Source organism: Rothia terrae (assembly GCF_014705925.2).
Taxonomy (GTDB): domain Bacteria; phylum Actinomycetota; class Actinomycetes; order Actinomycetales; family Micrococcaceae; genus Rothia; species Rothia terrae.
The window spans coordinates 1491884-1515394 of record NZ_CP061539.1 but is presented as its reverse complement, the minus strand read 5'-3'; the positions used below and the strand labels follow the sequence as shown (position 1 = coordinate 1515394).

Sequence of the window (23511 nt, the reverse complement as noted above, 5' to 3'; positions counted from 1 at the left end):
GATAGGCCGTTCGGATCTGGGTTATTAGGAGACAAAAGTAAAGACTAACCGGCGGCGTCCACTAGTTCTTTCTCACCCCGCAAGAGCTCATAGAGCCCCATATCCATCATGAATTCCACGAACTTTTCGGCGGGCATGCGGCGTACATAATCGATGAGATCAGCTGTATCTGAAGAGTAGTCCCACAGCTTATTTGCCAGCCCATTGCGCACATTCTTTGAATGGTAAAAGTCCACCTTGGCGTTCGCCATCGCACTCTGCTTGAGCCCGGCGTCCTTAGCTGCTTCAGCCACAAACGTCGTTGCAAAACCAACCTGGTGCTCATCACTCAGCTCAAGCCCATGGAAGTACTTGTTCACCTTCTCAATCAGTATCGAACGAGCTTTACGCTCCCGCTCCTGAATCGATGCCAAACCAGCCTCAGTCATACCCTGCAACCCAGCAGCCTCAGAAGTAGAAAGCTTCAAATCCTCATCTTCACGCAGTTTCTCTAGACGGTAGTGAGTGAGCACGATGTCGTCCACATTCACTACCTCAGGAGAAACCTCGTCCAAAGTAAAACGGCGCAACTTACGCGCCAACAAATCCGCAAAAGACGACAACTTCTCATAGTAGGGATCGCCAAAGTTGAAGATCTGCGAGAAGAAAGCATACGACTTCACATACTGCGCCAGGGTAGAGCGGAACTCCAACAGTACTTCCAAGGCAGCCTTGTCATCATCGGAACGAGCCGCATCCCAGCGAGTGACAAACCGTTCAACCGGCACGCGGATCAAAGAATCATAAGAGGCCTGTCGGGCACCCTGAGCAACCCACTTTTCCCAGAACTGCTCGACGTCCGCGCGATTGTAAATGCTGGCGGCGTCCAACTTATCGACCTGCTTGGCTACCAAATCAAGGTCTGATTCTGTTTCGATGTGGGCGTCTTCATAGTATTCGGCGAAGGATGCGCGAATCTGCTCTGGGTCGTTGACGAAATCCAGAATGTAGGTGTTGTCTTTACCCTCGGCACGGCGGTTGAGGCGCGACAACGTCTGGACGGCGGTAATACCCGAAAGCTTCTTATCAACGTACATTGCCACGAGCAGAGGCTGATCGAAGCCGGTCTGGTATTTGTTGGCAACAATGAGGATGTGCTGACCGTCCTGATTGAAAACCTCAGCAAGATTTCGCCCCTTGAGGTCAGGGTTCATCGAGGCTTCAGTAACAGTTGGCGTATCAACACCGGGCACCGGCTCAATATCAGGATCTGGTAGTTCACCTGAGAAAGCCACCAGAGTTTTTAGAGGCAAGCCACGTTCAGCAATCGCCTTCTCAAAGGCACGCTGATAGCGCACAGCTGAGGCACGAGATGAAGTCACCACCATCGCCTTAGCTTTACCGCCGAGCTCATGCTTGACCTTGCCTTCGAAATGCTCCAGAATCACGGCAACCTTCGAGGCAACGTTGGTGGGATGCAGCTCCACAAAGTTGATGAGGCTCTTGGTGCCCTTGCGAATATCGATTTCTTCATCGACGCCGCTATCGGCATTGGTCTGGGCAATCTTGGCGGCCATCTCGTAGGTGGTGTAGTTCTTGAGCACGTCAAGAATGAAGCCTTCTTCGATTGCCTGCTTCATGGGGTAGAGGTCAAAGGGCTCGTGCGGGCCACCGTCTAAGGGGCGGCGTCCAAAAATCTCTAGAGTCTTCGCCTTTGGGGTCGCGGTGAAAGCAAAGAAGGAAACCTGGTGCCCGGCACCGACGACTCGTTGTGCCATGCGGGTGAGGGCTTCTTGGTCGGCTTCGGGGTCTGACTCTTCGATGCCAGCATCCACTTCAGTTGTTAGCATCGCCTTGATAGAGTCGGTGGCTTTGCCTGACTGAGAGGAGTGCGCTTCGTCCGCAATAATCGCAAAGTGCTTGCCCGCGAGCTTGCCGCCTTCGCGTGTCATTTCTTCGAGTGCGTAAGGGAAGGTTTGCAGGGTCACGCCGATAATCGGGACGCCGGTGGTTAGTGCTTCAACGAGCTGTTTTGATTTGGAGTCGCCGGTGCCGCGGGTGATGGGCTGAAAAGTGCCGGCGGTAGTAACGAGCTGGTCGATGGCGTCTTGGAGCTGCTGGTCGAGCACTTGGCGGTCAGCAATTACGATTACGGAGTCAAAGACGCGATCGCCCTCAGGAGTGTGCAGGTTAGAGAGGCGGTGTGCCGTCCAGGCGATGGAGTCTGTTTTGCCGGAGCCTGCCGAGTGCTGCACCAGGTACTTTTTGCCTGCGCCTTCAACACGAGCTGCATTAACGAGCTTGGTGACAGCGCGCCACTGGTGGTAGCGCGGGAAGCGAATGTGGCTCTTTTGTACGGTTTTGCCGGTGAGTGGGTCGGTGGTTTTTTGGTGGTTGGTGTAGATGAATTTGGTGAGGATGCTGATCCAGGTGTTGGGTTCGAGGATTTCTTCCCAGAAGTAGCTGGTGGAGAGTTTGCCGTCAACGATGGGGTTGCCTGCGCCGCCTTCTTTGCCTTGGTTGAAGGGGAGGAAGGCGGTTGCTTTGCCTGCCAGTTTGGTGGTCATGGCGATTTCGTCTTGGGTGAGGGCGAAGTGGACGAGAGCGCCACGGTGCTCCTGGAGGAGGGGTGAGGTTTTGGGGTCGCGGTCGTGGCGGTATTGGTTGATGGCGTGTTGCAGGGTTTGGGTGTATTCGGATTTGAGCTCGATGGTGGCGACGGGTAGGCCGTTGATGAAGAGCACGAGGTCGATGCGGGGTTTTTCGTCGCTGGGGTTGTAGCGGACTTCTTCGACGACGCGCAGGATGTTCCTGGAGTAGAGTTCGGTGAGTTCGGGGTTGCGGTCGTCTTGTGGTGGGTAGGCGATGAGGTGGAAGGGACGGCGGGCGCCGGGTACGCTGAAGCCTTTGCGGAGGACGTTGAGGGTTCCGCCGCCGCGTTCTTCGGGGTCTGAGAGTTTGGTGACGAGGCGGTCGAGCAGGCGGTTTTCTTGTGCCTCACGGGTTTTCTCGTCGGCGTTAGGTTTGATGAAGGAAGCGTAGTTTTTGGGGTCGCTGGTTTCTAACCATGTCAGGACGTCGGCAGGAAAGAGGGCGCGCTGGGCGTCGTAGCCGCTGGAGTTGGGGGAGTGAGCCCACCCGTGGGCAGCCAGATGGGCGCAGATGTCTTGTTGGAGGGGACGTTCAAGATGGGTGCGAGACATGGGTGAGGCTCCTGACCTGCTGGGCTAGATGAAAACATATCTGTCTACAAGTTTATGAGCTGGTCAGAGAATCGAGCATTTATGAAGCCGTGAGCTTTCAAAGAAGTAAATTTTGTACATTGCATACTTAACAACTTGTACATGCGATGTACAAAATTTTGCACAACGAAAGTATAAATTGACCAATTCAGGACGACGGCTCTAGAGGCTTCCGCAGGTTCTTTTGCCTATCGTGATACCACGCTGGTCCAAGCAGCTGGGGGATTTGAGCTTCCTGGAAGATAACTATCTTGTGCCTGTGCAATGGATAAGGACTCCAAAGATTTCGCAGGAACTCGGCGACTCTGTGTATGATTTGTCGGATGCTCGCAGGGCAGAACGAGGATCAGCAGAATACCGTGTAGCGGTTGAAAGGGTAGCAGAAAGTATTCTGGAAAAACTCTCTTGAAACAAGAATGACTAGCACTCGAGGAGGAGTGCTAGCCAAGCAAACTAGTTATCAATTATAGGTTTTCGATATGATTGAGGTTTCGCTAGAGGATATATAGCCTTAAGCATAAGAGAAGTGAACTTCCGGTGGACTATCAACTAGCCACAGTTATCTAGTTGACGTGGCGATCAAGACTCATATGGATTGTGCCTATCAAATCAACTTTTAATATAATATTTTTATTAATTATTTATTAAAGCGATTTAAAATTTTTTCAATAAGTTTTTTAGAGTCAATATATTTTGCTTGATTGGAATTTTCTCCAATTTTGATAAAACCATTACTTATCGAAAGATAAGGGTAAAACTTATTAATTACTGTGATTTTATCTGTGTAACCATAGTAACTATTAAATTCACCATTAAGGTCAATTGAATTATTTTTTTTAATATATTTTTGGCCTACCACTTTCACGGCATCCTCAGGTAAGATTTTTGATGATAAAATAATATTACGCACAGAGGTTAATATGGAGTTTTTATTTATTTTATCATTTGAGTACACTTTGGCTATATCATTGAATGTAGTAAATTCATTATTGGCCAGCAGGTTGAGAATCATATTAATTGATAGATCATCGGGGGAGGAGGGAAGGAGGCTTTCTTTTGCGTTGAATGGAAAATCATAATTATAAGATTTTTCCTTTAATTCCGAGGCTTCAATTAGCTTTTCATCAATAATCACCTCAGGTATTTCTTCATCAATATTAGCATTAAGGGCGCCCGTAATTATACTATCATCTTTCCTGTTAAAAATTGTTGATATTGTGCCAGTAGGGAAGCTGTGATTTATATTAGAATTCATATTTGGGTGATGTTTAAAAATGCATGTTAATGGGATGGCGTGTGGAGCAATTGTATTATTAAAAGTATCTTTACTGTAGGACCAAGAAGATTTTGATTGATGAATAGAAGTAAGAGAAGAAGCTTTTATTAATAAAGCGAAAGTGTCATAAGGGTTGGTGTGTATATTGCACAAAGCTTGAGAACTGAAGTGTGGCGAGTCGTCCAGTACATAAAATAAGTAGTACGGATCAGCTAGCTTTTGGTGGGAATATTTGATAATTTTATTGTATTGGGCAAATTTTTTATGAAATATTTTTTCCCATGCCGTTATGTTCATTTTTTGGTCGCTTCTTATTACTTTGGCTTGAATAAATATTCTGGAAATGGATTGGTTGCTTCTTTTGTATGATAATAAAAAGTCACTTCCAGAATGTTTACTTTCTTGTTTTTTATTAAATGAAGCGATTCTTGCTTTTGTATTTAATTGTGGTGTGTTGCCATTTGGACAGTTTGTAATATGTAAACCACACTGAAAACAATTTCCATCAACGGAGTAGCTTTGCCCATATATAGAACCTAGGTATGCTGTGGTGATACTTTCTTCATCCCAGTGAAATAATGAGCTGTATATTAAATTATGGATATTTTGATTTGAAATGTTTAATATTTTTTCAGGTATGCTGAATGGTTGACGGACATTTCGCGTATTAATATTTTTTTTCATAATAGATCCTAGTTTAATCTATTGATGTGGGAAGTTAACAATGAAATTCTTTTCTCTCTAAAGTAACTATTTAACTTGTTGAAACTTGAAATCAATTTGAAAAGATTGGTATCTAATCGTTCTGCTTGAAGTATTATCATTTCTTGTTCACTAATCGGCGGTACCGGAATGCGAAGATTGCGAATAGTATCCTGGTTGATGTTTGGTTGGCCTCCACCGGTAGCTTGATTTAGTAGGTGGGGTTTCGCAACCATTAGAACGTAAAAAACGTATTTAGGTAATACCTTTTTAGGATTGCTCAGAACGCAGACAGCTTGGTTTACAGTAGCCGGTTCTTCAAGCCAACCTAACCTTCCGATTGTAGCTCCATACATTGCAATCATTATCGAACCGGCTGGATGCAACTTCAAAGCAGAATACTTATTTAATGTATCCTCGTTTATCTGATTCTTTGATTTTGATACTCCAGCTTCTCTTAGTTCACCTGTGGTAACCCAGTTTATTGTTCCATCCAGAAATGCCGACTCGTCTGCCGAGGATGGAGTTGTTCCGCTGCCTATATCGTTAAATAACCAACTTATTTTCTGTATACTCCAATGCGCAGGCAGAGAACCAATCCAGTCAAAAGCTGAATCGACTAAATCCACATCTTTTTCGTGACCTTTGGTTACTAGCTCATGAATTTGAGATGAGTATTGTTCCATAGATAGATTGAGAAGTCGTTGCTGATCATCTATGAACTCATCAATCTCCGCCAGCTCGCGGTCAAGCTCATCCGCAATTCTCTTTTGCTCTTCCAGCGGGGGTAGAGGTAGCCATGTCAGATTGAACTCGTTGTAACGCATGGTCTGACCGTCTCTAAGCTGGTCAGTTACGGAAGCAATCTGAGAAACATATCCAGGTGACTTCAAAACATGTTTGAAAAAACCAGGATAAACAGCTTCAGTAGGGCGTAGAACTGTATATGCAGGGCTAACTTTGCCAGGCATTGTTGCCAGCTCAAGACCGCCCTGAAAAGTACGCAGATGACTAATAAAATCACCAGGCTCAACATGCTGCATCTGCGTACCAGAAAGATTCTGAACAACCCTTGCCCCAGTAATCTTCATATATTCTTCCTGCGGAAGCACACCATACTTTTGGGAAGGCGTTAGATGGATATCGCCAGGACGCTCAGGTTCTTTCACAAGCTTGAAGATCCTACGGGGCTCAACAATTTGCCAGTGGTCAGGCACACCGCCTGAAAGCCATCGAATATTAAAAGGTACTTCGTTGCTCATTACGCCTGCACCTCTTCCAGCCTCTTCTTGATTCTTCCGAGGACTTCGTTGAGGTCGCGGTCAATCTCCTCCAGAGAACGTGGTGGCACATACTCGTAGAAGTGGCGGGTAAAGGGAATCTCCGCGCCGTCCTTAGTCTTAGATTCATCAATCCAAGCATCCGGCACAAAGGGCTTTACCTCGCGCTCAAGATACTCGTGGATGTCCTCGTCCCAAGGCACATTCTCAGTATCGCGAAGCGAAGCATCAGCCACCGGCTTCTTAGCCTTGGTTACCACATCGGCAGATTCGTCGCGCTCAGCCAACTCATCCACCAACTTACCCAAAGCCGCAGGCTTAACCGGCACACCGGCGTCCACAAATACCTTGAGCAGTTCGTCCTTAACCTCAGCCTGACTGGAACCCATGACACCAGCCTTGCTCTCAACGAATACTGATAGCGAAGCCTTAACCGCGGCGTCCTGCTCTTCGCTTAGTTTTAGCTTTCCAAACTCCTTAGAAGCCAGCAGGCTCTCAACTCGTTCAGTAGTAAAGCCCCAGGTCAAACGTAGTGGACGTTCCACCGTAATCGTGCGGTATATAAACTCCTCACGATCAAACACCTTCGAACGCTTATCATCCGCAGCATCAAACGCAGCATACAAACGAGTAATCTCAACAATCTGACTCTCACTTAGACGCTTACGCTTAGAACCCACCGACTTACGCATCTTCTCAAACATATTCGTCGCATCAATCAGCTGAACCTTACCCCTACGATCAGCCTTCTTCTGCTTATTCAAAACCCAGATATAGGTCGAAATACCCGTGTTATAAAACATGTCAGTCGGCAAACCAATAATCGCCTCAAGATAATCGTTATCCAAAACCCACTTACGGATATTCGACTCACCCGAACCAGCACCACCCGTAAACAGGGGAGAGCCATTCAAAACAATCGCACCACGGCCACCCACCTGAGCCACACCGTTCGCTGAAACTGTCGGTTCATTCAGCTTCGAAATCAGGTGCTGCAAGAAGAGCAAAGAACCATCAGAAACGCGGGGGAGTCCCGCACCAAAACGACCCGTAAAACCCTGGTTCTTATGCTCAGCCTCAACCACCGCCTTGGAGCCCTTCCAATCAACACCAAAGGGCGGGTTGCTCAAACCATAGTGGAAAGTACGGTTCTCAAACGCAGGATCGGTGAGGGTGTTGCCGAGCGCGATGTTATCGACGTCCTGGCCCTTTACCACCATGTCCGCCTTACAAATCGCATAAGACTCAGGATTCAATTCCTGACCAAGCAAGCTCACATCAGCCGTGGGATTGAGCTGGTGAATCTTATCGTCAGCTACCGAAAGCATGCCGCCTGTGCCCGCCGTCGGATCATATACGGAACGTGCAATGTAATCAGTGCGTAGATCTTCATCATCAGCCAGCAAGAGGTTCACCATGAGTTCTATGACCTCACGCGGAGTAAAGTGCTCACCGGCAGTCTCATTTGAAGCCTCAGCGAACTTACGAATCAGCTCCTCAAAGATGTTGCCCATCTGCTCATTGCTGACGTTATCAGGGTGCAAATTCACCTTGGCAAAATGCTGAATCACCTGAAAGAGCAGATTGTTCGCTGCTAGATCTGCGATAGTGTCTTCGAACTTATACTTCTCAAAAATATCGCGCACGTTCTCGCTGAACTTATTGATGTAAGAGCGCAAATTCTGCTCAAGAGTATCCGGATCATTCGCAACCGTCTTCAGGTTGTGCTGAGACAGGTTATAGAAGCTGTAATGGTGGTCAGCCCTTGCTGCGAGCATTGCCGTGGGGACGGCGTCCAGCTCGTAGCCCTCAGCTGCCTTGAGCACTGCCTGCTTGGTCGGCTCAAGCACCGCATCAATACGCGCCAACACCGTAAACGGCAAAATAATCTGCCCATACTGATGCTGCTTATACGTACCACGCAACACATCGGCCACGTTCCAAATGAACTGCGAATAATTAATGCCCAAGGCAGAACACTCCTGCTAGAAAAAACACTCAATACTCATCTTATGCGAGGAATCCCGCGCCAGAGTGCATAGAGTCCCACTCTGTCTTAAAAGTAAGAGGCCCCCATCACCAGTGATGGGAGCCTCTCAACAAAAACCTATGCAGTTTTGGCTTTGGTAGACGAAGCTGAAGACTTCTTCAAAGCTTCACGTGCCTCGCGAACCGCAGAACTCGTTGCCGAACCAGTCCAAATTCTGAAAGTTGCTTTCGGCTGCGGAACAGACCTTGCACCGTTCTTTTTGGCTTCTTCAAGAGTAGGTAAACGCATCTTCAACTCCTTTCTATGGTTACAGTGTAACTTATACAGCGCTTAACAGCGAGAAAAATAGTGCTTTGTTCTAGATTGCTTTTCTTTCAAAACGACCCAATGCAAAATAGCTGCATAGATTGAAACAACAGCAGCAGCACAATAAATGGCATACCAAGAAAGTGTCCACAGCCAGCCACCGACGTGCAACACCAAAGTCGCAGAACTAAAATACAAAATCAAAGCTTGAAGTAGAAACACCAAGCGGAGTTGACTAAACGCAGCTGCCACGAATGGATGCTCATTTGAACGTGCCAACCAAGAAACCAACAAAGCAGGCAACAACAATACAACAGTTGCAGCTGATCTCAACGAAGCATCATCTAATCCAAAATTTTTGGTGGCACAAATCTGAATGAACAGACCAGCGGAATAACCCAACGCAAATAATATTGATAACCAAGCATTCCAACGCCGCAGAGATTGAACGGCTGGAACAACCTTAAAATAAAGCTTTTTTCCTAAAAACTGATCAACCAGTTCAGCAGGAACATTCGTATGGTATCTGTGCACTTGAGGACGTTCAACCACAAAGTTCTCAGATTCACTGCTAAGAACAACAGATGAAATCATGAGCTCAGTTGGGTAAGAAACATCTACATGGTGATTAGACTTATTCCACCATAAATCAAGTTCATAGTCAGCAACTAGAGGTGTAAACAATCGCTTGCGCGCAGGGTCAGTAACCTTATTAGAAGCATCGCCTGAAATTTTATATTTCAGAATCACTCTCTTCTTAACACAAGATTTGGGAACCAAAACAAACAACAGATAGTGCGTCTGTAACAGCAATATAAAGTCTGAAAGTGTACGACTTCGTTCCTCATCAATAATTTGAGAGCTCTCAATTATTTCTAAAATATTTTGGGTGGCATCCGCAGAACCTTGATCAACTGAACCCTCAGGTCTTTGCTCGTAAATACACGTTACATCTGCCATTGCTTGTTCAATCTGAGTGGCGTCCAAGCTCAAGCGACTTAACGAACTTCTAATAATTTCGAAAGTAAGTGATCTGTTCTGCGACGTCGTGAGAACTGAAAGACTCTTACCCTCAAAAGTCACGTCTAACTTGTTAATAATGCCCTTTTTCAACATAGCAACAGGAACAATCACCTGATCATCATCTTTTGTCCGTGAAGCAGCCCAAGTAAGTTCTGTTGAGCCATCACCGCTCAAACAAATATTAGTTGCTCTCCAAGACGGAAAATCGGGAACAGTGCAATCGAGCGAAATTGATTGAGAATTTTCAAGTTCGCCGGCATCGTACTTGATACTAACAACAACGCGGTGCACCCAGTCTCTCTGGAAAATTAGGGGCTTGATGAATTTTTGCATCAGTATTTCTTGGGGGCAGGTTGTTTCCTCAGTCTGAGCATGTGCATTACTCAATTTGTTGTGCTCCCTCGATAACTCGTTGAGGCGTTTTAGTGTGAATGAGAACCTTGTGGAGGTATAAGGTTATTGCAATCGGCAAAATCTGAAAGTAGCGATTAACTCAATTACACCATGAACAAAAATTTTTGATGAGCATCTGTGAGACTTTCCTGCCCTAACTCAAAATCAAATGTGAATCATCAAAGGGACCTGACTAGATAACAGCTCGAAAATTTAGGCTGAAACTCAACGCGTACAGTTCCCCAGGAACACAAAAAATTTCCCACCGCCTCAGTAAAAACTCTGAGCGGGTGGGAAATTTGTTACGTCAAAGAATCAGCCTACAAGTACGTTTAAGAAACTGTGACCCTCGCCTGCTCACGACCGAAGAGGTAGAGGACGAGTTCGCCAGGCTCACCGGTGAGTACCGTTGCGCGCTGACCCGACTTAGGTGAGATAACAGTTACGGAATCTGGCGAGTAGCCAGGAGCCGCTAAAACCAAACCATTGGGGTACTTCTTACCTGCCATCAGGCGCGCTCGCTTAGTTAATGCTGACCACATCTTCTGCTGAATCTCGGGTTGAAGCTTGCGCGGTTCCCAGTGTTCTTCTGCGCGGCGAATATCTTCAATGTGTACAAAATACTCAATGAGGTTCATATTGGCGTCGAGCTGCGGGCGGTTTTCGCGCATCTTGAAGTAGCCTGGAAGCTCAACAAAAGTGTTAATCGCATCTTCATACACATCTTCGTCCCGGAGCTTATCGGCATACTCGTTCGTCAGCCGATCCGTGCGGTCGGCGAGAAAAGGCAACGCGATACCAGCAACAGCATCGGGCTTTGACTCACGCAAAATCAGGTGAGCCAACAGGTGGCGGGTCTGCCAGCCTTCGCACAAGGTAGGTGCATCGGGGCCAGCGTTGAAAAGGGCGTCCGCAAGAACATGACGCTCGGCTGTCACCATTGAACCGGCGTCCATCGGTTGGGTCTCAAGCGGGGTATTAGTTTTACTCATACTTCTATTTTGTCACTTATATCCATTTATTTTCAGCCACACCCTGTCACACATAAAGCGGCGTTTCATGTAATAAAGTGCCGCTTCGTAATCGTTAAAGCTGACGCGTACAATGATTTTTGATGACTACTGCACAAACTCATTCTTTAGATCCCGCCCTTGCGGCTCGTTTAAAACGAGATGATAACGGTCTATTTGCCGCTATTATTCAGCAGTTCGACACCCGCGAAGTTTTGATGCTGGGGTGGATGAACGATGAAGCCCTACAGCGCACGCTAACTGAAGGACGTGTGACCTTTTGGTCGCGTTCACGGCAGGAGTTTTGGCGTAAGGGAGATACCAGCGGTCACCGTCAGTACGTTAAAAGTGTTGCGTTGGATTGTGATGGTGATGCCTTGCTGATTCAGGTTGATCAGGTGGGTGCCGCCTGCCATACGGGTACAAGGACGTGTTTTGAGGCGGGTGGCGAGCTTGAGGCTGTTGCCGGTGTAAAGGAAGAAGGATAGCTACGTGAGCTTTGTAGAAACCGAGAATTTAATCTCGCCATCACTGGAGGAATTTCGCGACTTAGCGCGTAGCCGTCGAGTCATTCCCGTGCGTGTGCGTGTTGTTGCTGATGCTTTGACTCCTATCGGCCTGTTCAGAGCATTGGCGACTGAGAATGGAGTGGCGCAGCCCGGTACTTTTTTGCTGGAATCAGCTCATGAGGGCGGTCGCTGGGATAGGTATTCATTTATTGGTGCGCATTCGAAATCAACGCTGACGACGCGTGATGGAAAAGTGCACTGGCAGGGTATTACTCCATCGGGTGCGCCTGTTGAGGGTGACCCTGTGGAAGCTATCGCTCAAACTTTGGAGATGTTGCACACCGAGCCGTTGGAGGGTTTGCCGCCGCTGACTTCTGGCCTGGTGGGTTATATGGGGTGGGACGTTGTACGTCATTGGGAGAAGCTTCCCAACCGCCCTGCTGATGATGTGAAGCTACCGGAATTTGCTCTGAACCTGGTCTCTGATATGGCGATTCATGACAGTAAAGACGGCTCGGTGCTTTTGGTTGCGAACGCTATTAACTTCAATGGCACCGATGAGAACGTTGATGAGGCTTACGAGGATGCTGTTGCTCGCATCCAGCAGATGCTCAATAAACTTGCTTCGCCGCCGCAGACATCAACAGTGTCTTTCATGAACGGTACTCGCGATGTTGAACAGGTTATTTCCCGAGAGGTAACCCATACGTGGGAAGAGCAAGGATTCTTGGATGCTATCGATAAGTCGAAGAAGAATATCCTTGATGGTGATGTTTTCCAGATTGTTATCTCGCGACGTTTCGAAGTAGAAAATCATGCTAACGCGCTAGATATCTACCGCACTTTGCGTCAGAGTAATCCGTCGCCTTACATGTACCTCTTTAATTTTGAAGATACTGAGGGTGAGCCGTTCCAGATCGTTGGGTCTTCGCCCGAGGCGTTGGTGACTTTGCGCGAGGGTATCGCTACTACGCATCCTATTGCTGGATCGCGTCCGCGCGGGGCAACTGCTGCCCAGGATGCTTCACTGGCAGAAGAACTTTTGGCCGATGAAAAAGAACGGTCTGAGCACTTAATGCTGATTGATTTGGCGCGCAACGATCTCTCGCGCATTGCTAAACCGGGGACCGTTGAGGTCACGCAGTTCATGGAAATCGAACGTTTCAGCCATATCATGCACATCTCATCGACGGTCAACGCTGAGTTGGCTGATGACTTCAACGCCTACGACGTGTTGCGCGTTGCCTTTCCCGCGGGCACTTTGTCAGGTGCACCTAAGCCTCGCGCTATGCAACTCCTCGATGAGTACGAGCCCGTAGCACGCGGCGTCTACGGCGGAGTGTGTGGCTATTTCGATTTTGCGGGGAATATGGATATGGCAATCGCCATCAGAACGGCTGTACTCAAGCAGAACAAGGCTTATGTGCAGGCAGGCGCGGGCATCGTTATGGACTCTGTACCTGCCTCAGAAGCCCTTGAGACTGTCAACAAGTCAGCTGCTCCCTTGCGTGCTGTTATTGCCGCGTCCAATCTGAACACCGTCGCATCAACCGCTCAAGGAGGCGTCAGTGAGTAAAGCACACCTGGAGAAAACAACCGAGCAACGCTTGCCTCGGTGGAAGTCACCCGGGCTTCTTACACTGCTGGGGCTGGCTTCTGCCGGTGGTGCTTTCGGCACAACTTTGCCCCCGTGGATTACCGTCAACGTTAAAGATGCGTTGCAGCACGCCACTGTTAATGTGCCGGGGTCGGACGCGGCGCCCGGGGTCAGCGCGCTCGCTTTAGTTGCTTTGGTGGGCACCTTGGTAGCCCGGCTTGCCAGCCAGAAGATCCGGTATGTGATTACTGCAATTGTGGCGTTATCGGGGGTGGGCATGATGTTCTCTATCTGGTCGACGATGGCAGATCCCGCTAGTGCTGCTCGCACCAACGTGGGTGAGGCAACCGGCGTTGTGGGTATGGATGCGGACTACACGCTCTCAGCCTGGCCATGGGTCGCTATGGTCGCGGCTTTGATGATTATCGTTTCAGCGGTACTTATTGGTATCGCATCTCGGTCATGGAAGCAGCGTAAAGCTAAATACGACCGTAACCACGGTGTTGCGGTGCCTGCTAACTCGCATGAGGATCTCGATGAAATTGATACGTGGGATTCTTTGACTCGGGGAGTTGACCCGACTGATAACCGGTAGATTCAACAAAAAGTGCAGTAACATGATGCCTTTTCATTGCAAAGAATTGCTGTTAACCCACTAGAATTGACCGTGAAGAACTTTGCGCTAAGCACACACGCGCTTTGTCACATACTTTGAGGAGAATAATGTCTGATCAGCAGGTCCGCCTGGTACCGGGTGTTGTGCCCAACAACCACGGCAACACTGTCGCAGCATGGACGCTCACCGTCTTGATGACCGTGGGCATGATTATTGGTGCAATTGGTTTCTCGATTGCTAACACCTTCCTTCTGATCGTCGGTATTGCGCTGATGCTCATTGGTGCTATTGCTGGTTTCGCGTTGAAGAAGTCAGGTCACGGTCAGGGTGGTCACCGCACCATCGAGCGTGAGCGCGCAAAGGCTTCAACTCGAGCTCACCACTAATTTTTAGTGTTTATACATTAAGCGTCTCGCATCGGTGCGGGGCGCTTATGTTTTAGTAGCGGTCATGAAAACCGCAGGGGTTGTACAAGAGTGAATGGGTGGGGCAAGATGACCGTTCTGGATGAAATCATTGTTGGTGTTCGAGAGGATCTGCAGGAGCGCCAGCGCCATGTGTCTTTAGATGAATTGAAGGCTAAGGTCGCTGAAGTTGCGCCTGCGCGCGATGCTTTGGTTGCCTTGCGCGGGGCGAGTAAAGAAAGCGTAGAGGTGATCTCAGAGGTCAAGCGTGCTAGCCCTTCTAAGGGGGCTCTTTCTGATATCCCCGAGCCTGCCACTTTGGCCGCTGCGTACGAGGCCGGGGGAGCTGCAGCTATTTCCGTACTCACTGAGCAGCGCCGTTTCAAAGGTTCGCTCGACGATCTGGATGCCGTACGTGCAGCGGTGAACATTCCCGTCTTGCGTAAAGACTTCATGGTTGATGAGTACCAGTTTTGGGAAGCTCGTGCGCACGGAGCGGATCTGGTTCTGCTCATTGTTGCTGCTTTAGATGATGAGACTCTCAAACGCTTTTTTGACCTTACCCATGAGCTCGGCATGAATGCTTTGGTTGAGACCCACGCTCCCGAAGAAATTGAGCGCGCTGTTGCACTTGGTGCGAAGATTATCGGCGTAAACGTTCGTAATCTGAAAACTTTAGAGGTCGATAACGCTAACTTTGCACGTTTAGCCCAGTACCTGCCCCAGGATGCTGTGCTGGTTGCCGAGTCAGGCGTTTCTGAGGCACAAGATGTTGCAGATTACGCGTCTCACGGTGCAGGCGCTGTACTGGTGGGTGAGGCGCTGGTGAAGTCAGGCCAACCCACTGAAGCTGTTAAAGCCTTCCGCGCAGCTGGTCTCACAGCGCGAAAAGAATTTCTGGCAGCGTCCTAAATCTGCTATTGCTAGAGATAACTCATTTCACAAAGTCACGGATACGAGGAATAACATGACTGAGAACTTGGCAGAACAATTTTTGAGCCAGGGTAAGTCCCTGAAAAATGCTCCCGGCCCTTACTTTGGTGAGTACGGTGGCCGTTGGATGCCTGAATCCTTGATGCGTGCCATTGATGAACTTGAAGATACCTTCAATAAGGCGAAGGAAGACCCGGAGTTCTTGGATGAGTTCAAGCGTCTTTCACGTGAGTACTCAAATCGTCCGTCCTTGCTGACTGAGGTTCCCCGTTTTGCGGCTCATGCCGGTGTTCGTATGTTCCTCAAGCGTGAGGATCTCAATCACACCGGTAGCCATAAGATCAATAATGTGGTCGGTCAGGCTTTGCTTGCTCAGCGCATGGGTAAGACTCGTTTGATTGCCGAAACCGGTGCGGGTCAGCACGGTGTGGCTACCGCGACTGCTGCTGCTTTGTTCGGCATGGAGTGCGTGGTGTACATGGGCGAAGAAGATACTGAACGTCAGGCATTAAACGTTGCTCGTATGCAGCTTTTAGGTGCAAAAGTTATTGCTGTTCAGAACGGATCGCGCACACTTAAAGACGCTATTAACGAGGCTCTTCGTGACTGGGTAGCTAACGTTGAGACCACCCACTATCTGTTGGGCACCGCTGCTGGTGCGCATCCTTTCCCCGCTATGGTTCGATACTTCCACGACGCTATCGGCACTGAAACCCGCGAGGAACTGTTAGAACGCACCGGTCGTTTGCCCGATGGTGTTGCAGCGTGCGTTGGTGGCGGTTCGAACGCTATCGGCATTTTCCATGCTTTCTTGGACGATAAAGACGTTGAGATTTATGGCTTTGAAGCCGGCGGTGACGGTGTTGAAACTAATCGTCACGCGGCAACTATTAATCTTGGACGCCCCGGTGTTCTGCACGGTGCGATGACGTACTTGATGCAGGATGAAGACGGGCAGACCATCGATTCGCATTCAATTTCTGCCGGTCTTGATTACCCCGGCGTTGGCCCTGAGCACGCATATCTTTCTGATATTGGTCGTGTGAGCTACCAGCCTGTGACCGATACAGAGGCAATGGACGCTTTGCGCCTGCTATGCCAGACAGAGGGCATCATTCCCGCTATTGAGTCTGCTCATGCCCTTGCTGGTGCTTTGCGTGTTGGACGCGAGTGGGCAGCGAAGGATCCTGAGGGTGCAGCTGAGAAGATTATGGTGGTGTGCTTGTCAGGACGCGGTGATAAGGATATGAGCACCGCGCTTGAGTGGTTTGGTCTGGGTAAGGCGATTCCCTCGTCCACGTTGCAGACCGGTAATTCTGAGGCAACTGCTGAAGCAGAAAGCGAGAAGAAGTAATGAGCTACGAAGATTTCACCCCCGGAGCCGCGAAATATTCTGTTGCGGAGCGTTCTTATCCTCAGGCAAACGCTGACTCAAAGTTGTCAGCTCGTTTGGAGCAGTGCAAAAAAGAAGGCCGCGCCGCGTTGATTGGTTATTTGCCGGTGGGTTACCCAACGGTTGATGATTCCATTGCAGCGGCGATTGCACTGGGAAATAACGGTGCTGACATTATTGAGCTTGGCGTGCCATACTCTGACCCCGTCATGGACGGTCCTGTGATTCAAAAAGCCACAGCTGAGGCTCTAGATAATGGCTTCCGTTTGGATGATTTGTTTCGGGCGGTCCGTGAGATTACTGCCGCAACCGATGCGGTTGTTGTAGTGATGACTTACTGGAACCCGGTTCTGCGTCGCGGTGTTGAAAAGTTCGCTGCTGATCTTGCGCAGGCTGGTGGCGCCGGCATCATTACTCCTGACCTTGTGCCTGACGAGGCGAGCGCATGGCTTAAAGCTTCTGAAGAGAACGGGCTTGATCGCATTTTCTTGGCGGCGATTTCATCGTCTACCGAGCGTTTGCATACTGTGGCTCAGGCATCTAGCGGCTTTGTGTACGCGGTTTCAGTGATGGGTGTGACGGGTGCTCGTTCCTCCGTTTCATCTGCCGCGCAGAAGCTGGTTGCTGATATTCGTCAGGCAGGTGTTGTAAACGTGTGTGTTGGTCTTGGCGTGTCTCGTCGAGAGCATGTTGAAGAAATCGGTGCTTACGCTGACGGTGTGATTGTTGGTACGGCACTTGTTAAAGCACTGGGGGAGAGCGGCGTTGAAGGAGTGGCGCAGCTGACTCGCGAACTGGCAGGACGCGCATGAACCAAGTGATCCTCGCGTCCATTCCGTCACCCTCCGTCTCATCCTTCAATATTGGTCCTCTTACGGTGCATTTCTACGCGCTGTGCATTCTGACAGGCATTGTTATCTGCTTGTTACTGGGTTCTAAGCGGTGGAAGAGCTGGGGCAACGATCCCGATAATGTGTGGGATATTGCCATGTGGGCGATTCCGTTTGGTCTAGTGGGTGCGCGTATGTACCACGTGTTCATCACTGACCCGGAGTCCTATTTCGGTGAGGGCGCTCATCCGATTGATGCTTTGAAGATTTGGGAGGGCGGCATCGGCATCATGGGTGCTATTTCACTCGGTGCTCTTGGTGCTTACATTGCCTGCCGTCGGTATAAGGTCTCTTTCGCTCAGTTCGCGGATGCGGTTGCCCCCGGAATTCTGATCGCTCAGGGTATCGGACGCTGGGGCAACTGGTTCAATCAGGAACTTTTCGGTAAGCCCACAACGCTTCCCTGGGGGTTGAAGATTAGCCCGAACTCCTATAACTTCCCTGATCAGTATCCTGCCGGGACGCTGTTTCACCCGACTTTTTTGTATGAGTCAATCTGGAATATCGTGGGTGCCTTGGGCATCATGTGGCTGGCAGCTAAGTTGCAGTGGAAGTTGGGGCAGACATTCTGGGCGTACGTTGCTTATTACAGCTTTGGTCGTCTGATGATTGAGTTGTTCTTGCGCATCGATGCTTCACAGCATGTATTCGGCGTTCGTATTCACGTTCTGACGTCTGGTGCGTTGTTGCTTTTGGGCATCGTAGGCTTCATTGTCGCCGGTGCTCGTGGGCGTCGTAGAGACCGAGAGAATCTTGGACAACTTTCTTACCGGCAGGGTAAAGAAGAACGCGGGTCAATAGTCGCGTAAACCAAAAAGTGGCCTGTTCCTTTACAAGGAACAGGCCACTTTTTGGTTTTTATTCGCGAGGTTCAGCACTGTTGAAAGGTTTGCTGAAGATCGGCAACATGATGTCTTGAGCCTGGTATTCGTGGGCTTGGTCTGTGTCGAAGTTACCGTCGGGGTAGCGTCGACGGAACTGCTGTTTGCGTGCCTGCCACATGGCCTGGGACACCAAGTACTGGCCGAGTGTTCCGCCCATGGAGAGGCAATACGTGGTCACCAGAGCTTCCATCAGCGAGGTACCTGAATCTCCGATACCAAAGAAATAGCTCAGTGCACCTTGATAGATCATGAGACCGGGGAACAAAGGAAGCAAGGCTACGAGCATCAGAGCGTTTGAGGTTAGGCTGACTTTGCGAGAGACCATGACGCAGATTCCGCCAATAATTGTTCCGACGGCAAAAATCGCGAAAAAGGTTTCTACATTGTAGAGTTTCGTCATTACAAGGTAGAGAGCTTGAGCTAGGCTACCGAGCACTGTCATGGCTACCAATCGAATTTTGAGCCCGCCCGAGGCTAACGCAAAACCACCTGCTACAAGAGCCGCCCCCAATATTGAGTAGAACCAAGAGCCGGTATCGGCGGTCACGAGCTCTACTAGCTGAACATCATCGCCGATGAACGGATTTGCTGCCGCAATTGCTACAGCTACACCGGATATAAGACCTGCCGTGCACACCGCAATATCAACAAAGCGTCCCGCCGCTGAGAGATACCAACCTGTAATAGAGTCTTGAATGACTGCATATGCGGTCACGCCGGCTAGCCTAGCGGCCAAAGCAGACACGACGCAGATGGTGGCCTGATTGGTGTTGGTGAGCATCATAAAGCCCGCAGCGAGTAAAACCGCTATAAATCCGCCTGCTGCGTAGCTGAAAATTCCCGGTGCACCAACGCGTGACAGCCAGCGGAACAGCATCGAAACGCACATCGATACGAGAACCGCGCCAAGCGTTGTAACAAAGTCTCCGCCCAAGAGGATGCTGAAGCCCATGCCCAAGATGCCGTAGCCGCTGGTAGTCCACCACCAGGTTGAGCGGTTTTTCTGACGCTGGTAGAACTGTTTAAATTCTCGATCAGCCTGATCTATGTCTATTTCGCCCAATAAAAATCGCTCAATAGTGTTTTCAGAGCGTGACCTCCACCAGATATCTAAGATACCGGGGGTGATGTTGTGGACGCGGGAGATAGGGTAGGAGCCGTCTTCTGGTTGGTAGCTGACGGTGAGCTGACCGACGATAATGCTCACCGTGACGTTTTTGAGGCCGGCTTGAGCGCAGATAGCCAACAGTGTTTTTGTGGTGGAAGCGGCACTTGCGCCGCTTCTGAGTAAGCCTTCTCCGGCATCGAAGAGGAACTCAAAGATCTTTGTACTGCTTGGGGACATGAAAATCACTCTACCTATAAAAAGTATGCTGACTTTCAAGGGTGCGGTATTTTGTGTTTAAAAACTTAGAATTTTAACAAGTTGTGGTGGGTTTCTAAATCTCTATATCTGTGTGTCGTGAGTAAAGGGGAATATATACAATAATCCCCGGACGCTGAAGCATCCGGGGATTATTCTGTGCGCGGAGGGGGACTTGAACCCCCACCCTCTAATACGAGGACTAGCACCTCAAGCTAGCGCGTCTGCCTATTCCGCCACCCGCGCAGGTGATGAATCAGAGCCGTGAAGCTCTGTAAGCAACAGGTAATAACTTACACGGTGCTTGGCATCTTTGCAAATTTCAGCAGTATGTGATGTTCGCATCGGTTTTTCAGTGGCTTGTGAAGGGGTAGAAAAAATCCCGACTCGATCGAGTCGGGATTTTTAGTGGAGGGGATGACGGGAATCGAACCCGCGTAATCAGTTTGGAAGACTGAGGCTTTACCATTAAGCTACATCCCCGTATTTAGTTTTATCCGCATGGGACTCATCTAGTAAACACAACTTTCTGCCTCTCTGTCAAATCGGAATGCCCTGTGTGTTGAAACTTGTGTGTGGAGGGATTATTCACAAGGGGAGGGCGGTACGTAAGTTGGCATCTCAAGAATGGGCTGAAAAGCAGCTAAAAAGTTGCTGCCATGAATCTACTTGCGGATGCTGGAGGGTGGTTGAGATGCCCAACTCTCTCAAGCGCTGGGTAAAAGCCGGGGACTCGCATCCTCTCAAGTAGGAATTTCTTGAAAAAACAGTTACACTGGATAACGCCTTGTGCAGTACGGGGTGTGGCGTAGCTTGGCTAACGCGCCTGCTTTGGGAGCAGGAGATCGCAGGTTCGAATCCTGTCACCCCGACGTGAAATGCAAGAAGACCCGCACTAAAGGTGCGGGTTTTCTTACATCAGCACAAATTTTCAATATATCCGGCGACGTTGTATGCGCCTCCGGGTTCGTCAAACTACTATCAGGAGATCTACGGACGTGAAGACTGCCGTCGAGAAGCTCAATCCGACCCTCGCAAAAATTGAGGTAGAGGTACCGTTCTCAGAGTTCAAGACTTACCTTGATCGCACCTACAAGTCACTGGCTCAGCAGATCCAGGTTCCCGGCTTCCGTAAGGGTAAGACTCCTAAGCAGCTCATCGAGCAGCGTGCGGGTTTCGATTTCATTGTTGAAAACGCTCTCAACGAAGGCTTGAATGAGTTCTACTCACAGGCTCTTGCAGAGAATGACCTCACCCCCTTGGCTCAGCCCGAGCTGGATATCATCTCAAAGCCTGAAGAAGGCAACCGCGAAGCTGACGTAAAGCTCAGCATCGAGGTAACTGTTCGCCCCGAAATCGAACTGCCTGATTACTCAGGTATCAAGGTTGAGGTTGCAGCAGCAGAGGTAACCGACGAAGACAAGCAGACCGCGCTGGATAACCTGCGTAGCCGCTTCGGCACCCTGAAGACTGTTGACCGCCCCGCGGCTAACGAAGACTTTGTAACCATCGACCTCACCGCGTCCATCGACGGCGAAGAGGTAGACGGTGCAAACGACCTGTCATACCAGGTTGGTGCAGGCACCATGCTTGAAGGTCTTGATGAGGCTCTGACCGGTCTTTCAGCTGGCGAAGACGCAACCTTCGAAACCAAGCTTGCAGGTGGCGAGCACTCAGGTGAGGCTGCAACTGTCAAGGTTAAGGTCACCGCTGTTAAGGAACGCGAGTTGCCCGAGGCTGACGACGATTTCGCACAGCTGGCATCAGAGTTCGACACCATTGACGAACTCAAGGAAGACCTCGCAAAGCAGGCTGCAGACGCTAAGGTAGCTGAGCAGGGTGCAGAGGCTCGCGACAAGGTGCTTGACGCACTGGTCGAAATGGTTGAAATCCCCGTTCCCGAAAAGGTTATTGAAGAGCAGATTTCACAGCACTTCGACAACCCCCAGGCTGACGCTGACCACGACACCGAAGAGCACCGCGCAGAGGTTCGTGAGAACACCGAGCGTGCGTTCAAGAACGAAATGATTCTTGACGCAATCGCTGAAAAGGAAGAAATCGGTGTTGAGCAGGCTGAACTGATTGATTACATCATCACCATGTCATCACAGTACGGCATGGACCCCAACCAGTTCGCACAGATGCTGGACGGCTCAGGCCAGGCAGGTATGCTGGTTGGCGAAGTTCGCCGCTCAAAGGCACTCGCATCAGCACTGGAAAAGGCTGAAGTTAAGGATTCAGAGGGCAAGGCAGTTGACCTGTCTAAGTACCTGAACCCTGCAGGTGAAGAAGAATCGGCTGAGTAATTTCTAACTCGGTTTACATTAGCGGCGCCTCTCCTTAGTGGAGGGGCGCCGTTTGTGTTTAAGAGAATTTCGAGGTGGTTTTTAGATCGGTATGTCAAATTTTTAAATAAAAAATAGTACGTAAGGGAAATATAACGTAATTATGTTTTGAGGCGCCCTGTTAGGTTGAGAGCGGCTAAAGGTCTTAGTAACTTGGAAGTTAGGTTGACCTAAAAACCATCCGCTAATTGACACACGACTCTCGGAGCGAATAGTGAAATCTCGTAAGACTCTTTCCGTCATTGCCGCTTCAGCAATCCTGGCTTTGGCTGGTTGCACCAGTGCGCAAGAAACCGGGTCATCTAACCCTGAATCAGAAACTTCCTCACAGTCTGCATCCGCTATTAAAACCATCGAAGATAACTTTGGCTCACACGAGGTTAAAACACCTGCTGAAAGTATTGTCGTCACCGATAACCGCAGTTTTGAGATTTTGGATGCGTGGGGTGTTAATCTCGCGGCAGCGCCAAAACAACTTATTCCCTCCACTATCGAGAACTACAAAAACAACGACGAGATTGTAGACATCGGCAACCATAAAGAACCGGATCTTGAGGCAATGGCCGCTGTTAATCCGGATCTTATTATCAATGGGCAACGTTTCTCCCAATACTACGAAGACATTAAAAAACTAAACCCCGATGCAACCTTGCTTGAGTTTGAACCTCGCGATGGTGAACCAGTGGATGAGGAACTGAAGCGTCAGACGCTGGCTTTGGGCGAGGTCTTTGAGAAGCAGGACGAGGCGCAGAAGCTCGTCGATGATTTTGACAAGGCAAAGGCGCGTGCAAAAGAGGCATACGATTCCGAGCAGACCGTAATGGCTGTCAATGTCTCCGGCGGTGAAATTGGTTATGTCGCTCCCGAAAAGGGACGTTTCTTTGGCCCGATTTTTGAATGGATTGGCATGAAGCCGGCGTTAGAAGTTGAAAATGCTTCTGACGACCACCAGGGCGATGACATTAGCGTTGAGGCTATTGCAGAATCCAACCCCGACTGGGTTCTGGTGCTTGACCGTGATGCTGCGGTGAAGTCTGATGCTACTCCTGCTGAACAGGTTCTTAAAGATAACGCTGCTTTGCAGAACGTTTCAGCTTTCAAGGACAACCATTTAGTGTTCGCGCCCGGTGATACCTACACCAACGAAAACATCATTACATACACCGAAACATTGAATTCAATGGCAGACGAATTCGAAAAAGCTAAATAATCAATCTCTAGCTTGAGATGTTGCGTCAAGGAGCTTCACGCCGCACGAGGTGAAGCTCCTTGACGCGCATAAGAGGTAAGCACAGTGACACACACAGTAACGAGAAAATCCCACACTCGTAAAAAGTTATTCGACGCCAAGCTTCTGATAGGTATAGTTGCCGTCC

The 23511-nt window shown here is 49.4% G+C and carries 18 protein-coding genes and 3 tRNA genes; 11 read left to right on the top strand and 10 right to left on the bottom strand.

Annotated features, from left to right (window positions below; all coding sequences use genetic code 11):
- Positions 1–44: 44 nt before the first annotated feature.
- The 7 genes from IDM49_RS07040 to IDM49_RS07010 all read right to left on the bottom strand — a co-directional run bounded on the left by IDM49_RS07040 (position 45) and on the right by IDM49_RS07010 (position 11183).
- Positions 45–3182, bottom strand: coding sequence for a type I restriction endonuclease subunit R (locus IDM49_RS07040; protein ID WP_190723996.1), 3138 nt, complete (start codon positions 3180–3182; stop codon positions 45–47).
- A gap of 676 nt (positions 3183–3858) precedes the next feature.
- Entirely contained in the window at positions 3859–5181 is a 1323-nt protein-coding gene (locus IDM49_RS07035; protein WP_190723995.1) for a hypothetical protein, read from the bottom strand.
- Between the two features lie 8 nt (positions 5182–5189).
- The gene (locus IDM49_RS07030; protein ID WP_190723994.1) at positions 5190–6461 is read right to left on the bottom strand and encodes a restriction endonuclease subunit S; all 1272 of its coding nucleotides are present in this window, start codon (positions 6459–6461) and stop codon (positions 5190–5192) included.
- Positions 6461–8449 (bottom strand): type I restriction-modification system subunit M, encoded by a 1989-nt coding sequence (locus IDM49_RS07025; RefSeq protein ID WP_228008033.1) that lies wholly within the window; start codon positions 8447–8449, stop codon positions 6461–6463. The genes IDM49_RS07030 and IDM49_RS07025 overlap by 1 nt, the downstream gene beginning before the upstream one ends.
- Before the next feature lie 137 nt (positions 8450–8586).
- A complete protein-coding gene (locus IDM49_RS07020) occupies positions 8587–8757 on the bottom strand; it encodes a hypothetical protein (RefSeq protein WP_168614052.1) in 171 nt (56 codons plus the stop codon).
- A 42-nt stretch (positions 8758–8799) separates the two neighbouring features.
- Positions 8800–10185 (bottom strand): hypothetical protein, encoded by a 1386-nt coding sequence (locus IDM49_RS07015; protein ID WP_168614051.1) that lies wholly within the window; start codon positions 10183–10185, stop codon positions 8800–8802.
- A 338-nt stretch (positions 10186–10523) separates the two neighbouring features.
- On the bottom strand, positions 10524–11183 hold the full coding sequence (locus IDM49_RS07010; protein WP_190723993.1) for a TIGR03085 family metal-binding protein: 660 nt from the start codon (positions 11181–11183) through the stop codon (positions 10524–10526).
- Between the two features lie 122 nt (positions 11184–11305).
- On the opposite strand from IDM49_RS07010, the gene hisI reads away from it, so the two are divergent.
- The 8 genes from hisI to lgt all read left to right on the top strand — a co-directional run bounded on the left by hisI (position 11306) and on the right by lgt (position 18352).
- Positions 11306–11689, top strand: coding sequence for a phosphoribosyl-AMP cyclohydrolase (gene hisI / locus IDM49_RS07005; protein WP_190723992.1), 384 nt, complete (start codon positions 11306–11308; stop codon positions 11687–11689).
- A 4-nt stretch (positions 11690–11693) separates the two neighbouring features.
- A complete protein-coding gene (locus IDM49_RS07000) occupies positions 11694–13286 on the top strand; it encodes an anthranilate synthase component I (protein WP_190723991.1) in 1593 nt (530 codons plus the stop codon).
- Positions 13279–13902 (top strand): Trp biosynthesis-associated membrane protein, encoded by a 624-nt coding sequence (locus IDM49_RS06995; protein WP_190723990.1) that lies wholly within the window; start codon positions 13279–13281, stop codon positions 13900–13902. The genes IDM49_RS07000 and IDM49_RS06995 overlap by 8 nt, the downstream gene beginning before the upstream one ends.
- A gap of 128 nt (positions 13903–14030) precedes the next feature.
- Positions 14031–14309 (top strand): HGxxPAAW family protein, encoded by a 279-nt coding sequence (locus IDM49_RS06990; protein ID WP_168614046.1) that lies wholly within the window; start codon positions 14031–14033, stop codon positions 14307–14309.
- Between the two features lie 108 nt (positions 14310–14417).
- The gene (gene trpC / locus IDM49_RS06985; protein WP_190723989.1) at positions 14418–15239 is read left to right on the top strand and encodes an indole-3-glycerol phosphate synthase TrpC; all 822 of its coding nucleotides are present in this window, start codon (positions 14418–14420) and stop codon (positions 15237–15239) included.
- 55 nt (positions 15240–15294) lie between these two features.
- Positions 15295–16614, top strand: a complete 1320-nt coding sequence (gene trpB / locus IDM49_RS06980) for a tryptophan synthase subunit beta (RefSeq protein ID WP_190723988.1) — start codon at positions 15295–15297, stop codon at positions 16612–16614.
- Complete coding sequence (gene trpA / locus IDM49_RS06975; protein WP_190723987.1) at positions 16614–17465, top strand: tryptophan synthase subunit alpha; 852 nt, start codon at positions 16614–16616, stop codon at positions 17463–17465. Before trpB ends, trpA begins: the two co-directional genes overlap by 1 nt.
- On the top strand, positions 17462–18352 hold the full coding sequence (gene lgt / locus IDM49_RS06970; protein WP_190723986.1) for a prolipoprotein diacylglyceryl transferase: 891 nt from the start codon (positions 17462–17464) through the stop codon (positions 18350–18352). The genes trpA and lgt overlap by 4 nt, the downstream gene beginning before the upstream one ends.
- Before the next feature lie 49 nt (positions 18353–18401).
- On the opposite strand, the gene IDM49_RS06965 is transcribed toward lgt, so the two are convergent.
- The 3 genes from IDM49_RS06965 to IDM49_RS06955 form a co-directional block, all read right to left on the bottom strand.
- Entirely contained in the window at positions 18402–19772 is a 1371-nt protein-coding gene (locus IDM49_RS06965; RefSeq protein ID WP_190723985.1) for a threonine/serine exporter family protein, read from the bottom strand.
- A 178-nt stretch (positions 19773–19950) separates the two neighbouring features.
- A tRNA-Leu gene (locus tag IDM49_RS06960) sits at positions 19951–20036 on the bottom strand.
- A 163-nt stretch (positions 20037–20199) separates the two neighbouring features.
- Positions 20200–20273, bottom strand: a tRNA-Gly gene (locus tag IDM49_RS06955).
- Between the two features lie 314 nt (positions 20274–20587).
- Between IDM49_RS06955 and IDM49_RS06950 the strand changes: the two genes are divergently transcribed.
- The 3 genes from IDM49_RS06950 to IDM49_RS06940 all read left to right on the top strand — a co-directional run bounded on the left by IDM49_RS06950 (position 20588) and on the right by IDM49_RS06940 (position 23345).
- Positions 20588–20662, top strand: a tRNA-Pro gene (locus IDM49_RS06950).
- Positions 20663–20788: 126 nt separating this feature from the next.
- On the top strand, positions 20789–22096 hold the full coding sequence (tig, locus tag IDM49_RS06945; RefSeq protein WP_168614040.1) for a trigger factor: 1308 nt from the start codon (positions 20789–20791) through the stop codon (positions 22094–22096).
- Between the two features lie 253 nt (positions 22097–22349).
- Positions 22350–23345 carry a siderophore ABC transporter substrate-binding protein gene (locus tag IDM49_RS06940; RefSeq protein ID WP_322745978.1) on the top strand — a complete coding sequence of 332 codons (996 nt, stop codon included), beginning with the start codon at positions 22350–22352 and terminating at the stop codon, positions 23343–23345.
- The last annotated feature ends 166 nt before the right edge of the window (positions 23346–23511 follow it).